Annotated in this window: 2 protein-coding genes and 1 pseudogene; 1 reads left to right on the top strand and 2 read right to left on the bottom strand. The window is 66.0% G+C overall.

Annotated features, from left to right (window positions below; translation table 11 throughout):
* Window positions 1-121: 121 nt before the first annotated feature.
* Window positions 122-376: pseudogene (locus WA944_RS17430) on the bottom strand (TetR family transcriptional regulator); the annotation flags it as partial.
* A gap of 182 nt (window positions 377-558) precedes the next feature.
* On the opposite strand from WA944_RS17430, the gene WA944_RS17425 reads away from it, so the two are divergent.
* Entirely contained in the window at window positions 559-1,779 is a 1,221-nt protein-coding gene (locus tag WA944_RS17425; protein ID WP_526373774.1) for a cytochrome P450, read from the top strand.
* Between the two features lie 181 nt (window positions 1,780-1,960).
* On the opposite strand, the gene WA944_RS17420 is transcribed toward WA944_RS17425, so the two are convergent.
* A partial coding sequence (locus WA944_RS17420; RefSeq protein WP_526647185.1) for an HNH endonuclease signature motif containing protein occupies window positions 1,961-3,264 on the bottom strand: 1,304 nt, incomplete at its 5' end.

The following is a 3,264-nucleotide window of genomic DNA, read 5'->3' as shown; positions in this document are numbered from 1 at the left end:
CACTGAGAATGCCTTCCGAAACCGGGACCATTACGACTTCAACAATCGTTATTATCCCAGTTCAGAAGGCATTTTCGCTGTTCACACGCCGATCAGATCGCAGATTGGTCCACGGATTCAGGCTAAGACCGCGCACCGCGGTTCGCACCGACTCAACGATGCGCTCCGCCTCACGCGCCAGCACCGCGTCGCGGATCTGCGACTTGCCCCCCACGTGGCGGTAGATCGTGGCACGGGAGCAGTGCACCCGCGCTTGCAGCGCCGCGATGTCGAACCGGTCGATGCCGTCTCGGGCGATCAGCTCGGTGGCCGCGGCGTAGATCTGCTCGGCGGCGGCATCATGCCGGTTTCCGACCAGCCAGTCATCGCGTGCCATTTCCACCCTTCGAGAAGCTGAGGCTCTAGTATCTGATCGTGAGACATATCTGCCGCGTTTTCTCACCGTTGCCGCATGTCCGCCGAGGGGTGCGAGACGAGTCGCAGCACCCGAGCTGATGAGGGCTATTCGACTTTCAACAGCGCGTTGACGGGCGCATCGGCAGGTCTCAGCCTGTAGAGGTGACCGTCCACAGCAACGGACTCGGCCTGGCGTTGTTCGCCGACGAGTTCCTTCAGGATCCGTACCCGCTCTACGCCCGAATGCTCGCCGCCGCACCGGTGCATCCAATCGGGCACTCTGGCTTTCACGCGGTTTGTAGCTGGGACGCCGTCAACGACGCCGTCACCCGACCGGAGGACTTCTCGTCGAACCTGACCGGCACCATGGTGTATCAACCCGACGGAACGGTGGGACTGTTCCCGATGGACGAGCTCGGCGGGCCGACCCAGGTACTTGCCATCGCCGATGACCCCGCCCACGCGGCGCATCGCAAGAAGCTTGTGCCCTCGTTGGCGGCACGGCGGATTGGCACGCTAGAGGCGTTCGTCACCGAGACCATCGCCTCGTTGTGGCGAGACGAAGTGCAGAACGGCCGCGTCGAGTGGATGAGCGCGGTCGCCAACCGCCTGCCGATGATGGTCGTATGCCGACTGATCGGTGTCCCTGACGAGGACGCCGACCAACTCGCAGCCTGGGGGTACGCCAGCACCCAGTTGCTGGAGGGACTGGTCAGCCAGGAGCAACTGGCGGCGGCGGGGATGGCCGCCATGGAGCTGGCTGCTTACGTGGCGCGGAAGTTCGAGCAGGAGGGCGAGAACCCGCGGGACTCACTCATGGGTGAACTCGCCACCGCCTGCGCGACAGAAGATCTCGACGTCATGACTGCTCAGATGATGATGATTACACTGTTCAGCGCCGGCGGCGAGTCGACGGCATCGCTGATCGGATCAGCGACGAATGTCCTCGCAACCCGACCGGACATCCAGGATCGCCTGCGTGCTGACCTGGGCCTCATCCCGGCATTCCTCGAAGAAGTTCTGCGATTCGAACCGCCGTTTCGTGGTCACTACCGGCACGTGCTGCGCGACTGCACCCTGGCCGGGTACGAGTTGGCGGCCGGGTCCCGCCTGATCCTGCTGTGGGGCGCCGCCAACCGGGACTCCGAGCATTTCGAATCACCGAACGAGGTGCTGCTCGACCGCCCTAACGGTAAGGGCCACATCGCGTTCGGCAAGGGCGCACACTTCTGCGTCGGCGCCGCCCTCGCCCGGCTGGAGGCCCGGATCGTGGTCGAACACCTGCTGGCACACAGCACCCGGATCGAAAAGGTCGAGCCGGCCCGGTGGCTACCCAGCCTGCTGGTGCGTCGGCTGGAAAGCCTCTGTCTCAAAATCGAATAATCGAGTGCACACGGGGCGGTCCGCTCTGGCCTCTCATAGGCCATCGACATCGGCTGCATTCACCGACCGGCCTGTAGGCGTAAGATGTTGCCTTACAGCCTGTTCCATGCACGCCTCTTAGCAGAGTGCACCTCCCCTCCGCTGGGAACGCGGAGGTGCACTCTGCTGAAGCACGCGGCCGTCAGGCTGCTTGGTTTTCTGGTGGTGCAGGGCCGCCGGGTTCGCCGGTGCGGGTCGCTTCGGCGGGCTCGCCGGGTTCAGTGGTGCGGGCCGCTTCGGGCTCGACCCGCTCGGCGGTGGTCTCCGAACGCGCAGGCTCCTCGGGGCGCAGGAGTAGTTCGGGGCGGTGGCGGTAGTTGATCCGGGATTGGCCGGTATCCAAGGATGGCGGCGGGATCCATTCGACCTCGCAGCGCTCGTTGATCCGGGTGCGCCAGCCGCCGTCGACGTCCACGGCGCGGTTATCAGGCCCACACGCCAAACCCATCTCGTCGACGTTGGTGTTCCCACCGGCGGCCCAGTCAGCAGCGGCGTGATGGACCTGGCAGCCGTAGGCGCCCACGGTGCAGCCCGGTTTGGTGCAACCCCCGTCACGGGCGATCAGCATCAGCCGCTGCGCCGGGGACGCGATCCGTTTGGCGCGGAACAACGCCAGCGCCGAGCCGGTGGCTTTGTCGAACACCGCCAGATGATGGTTGGCGTGGGCGCCCATCCGGATCACCTCGGCGATCGGCACGATGGTGCCTCCACCGCTGACACCGACCCCGGCCCGGGATTCCAGATCCTGCAAGGTGGTGCGGATGATGACCGCGACAGGTAACCCGTTGAGGGTGCCGAGTTCCCCGCTCATCAACGCGATCCGCCCCACCACCACCAGCGCGTCGTGTTGGCGCTGGGCCAGGCTGCGGTGATCGTTGTCGATCTGGGCCTGCGACGGCGTGCCCGAAGTGCACGGTTCAGCATCGTCGGGGTTGCACATTCCCGGCGCGGCGTACTTGGCGAAGATCGCCTCCCACACCACCGCGGCCTCGGGGCTCAACTCCCCGGTGACCGGGGTCATCGCATCACCGCGCTGCTTACCGAACCTCACTCCGCGTTTGCGGGCCCGCTCGGCGTCATCAAGGACCGGGCCGTCCTGATCGAGCAGAAACAACCTCAACGCGGCGGTGTCTTTGAGGTCCTTCGGTCCCACCCCGACGGCGACCCGCACCAGATCGACCTCGAACTGCCCACGCGTCGCGGTGTCGACAAACCCCGGCAGCCGGTTGACCGCGTTGCGGATCACCGCGACATGCTCGGCGTTGATCAACCCCAACGCCCGCGCAGCCGCGGTCGCCGGCAGTGCTGCGGGCAGGGATTCTCCGGTCACCGTGCGCCGCGGCGCCAACACCGCCGCCTCGCCCAGGCGGTGGCCGGCTTCGCCGTGGGAGATCCGCCACCGGATCGCCAACACGTCTTTCCAGGATTTGGCGCCCAGCTGCTGCG

Source organism: Mycobacterium sp., assembly GCF_049683355.1.
Classification (GTDB): domain Bacteria; phylum Actinomycetota; class Actinomycetes; order Mycobacteriales; family Mycobacteriaceae; genus Mycobacterium.
The sequence above is the reverse complement of the archived record's forward strand: the minus strand, read 5'-3'. Positions and strand labels throughout refer to the sequence as shown.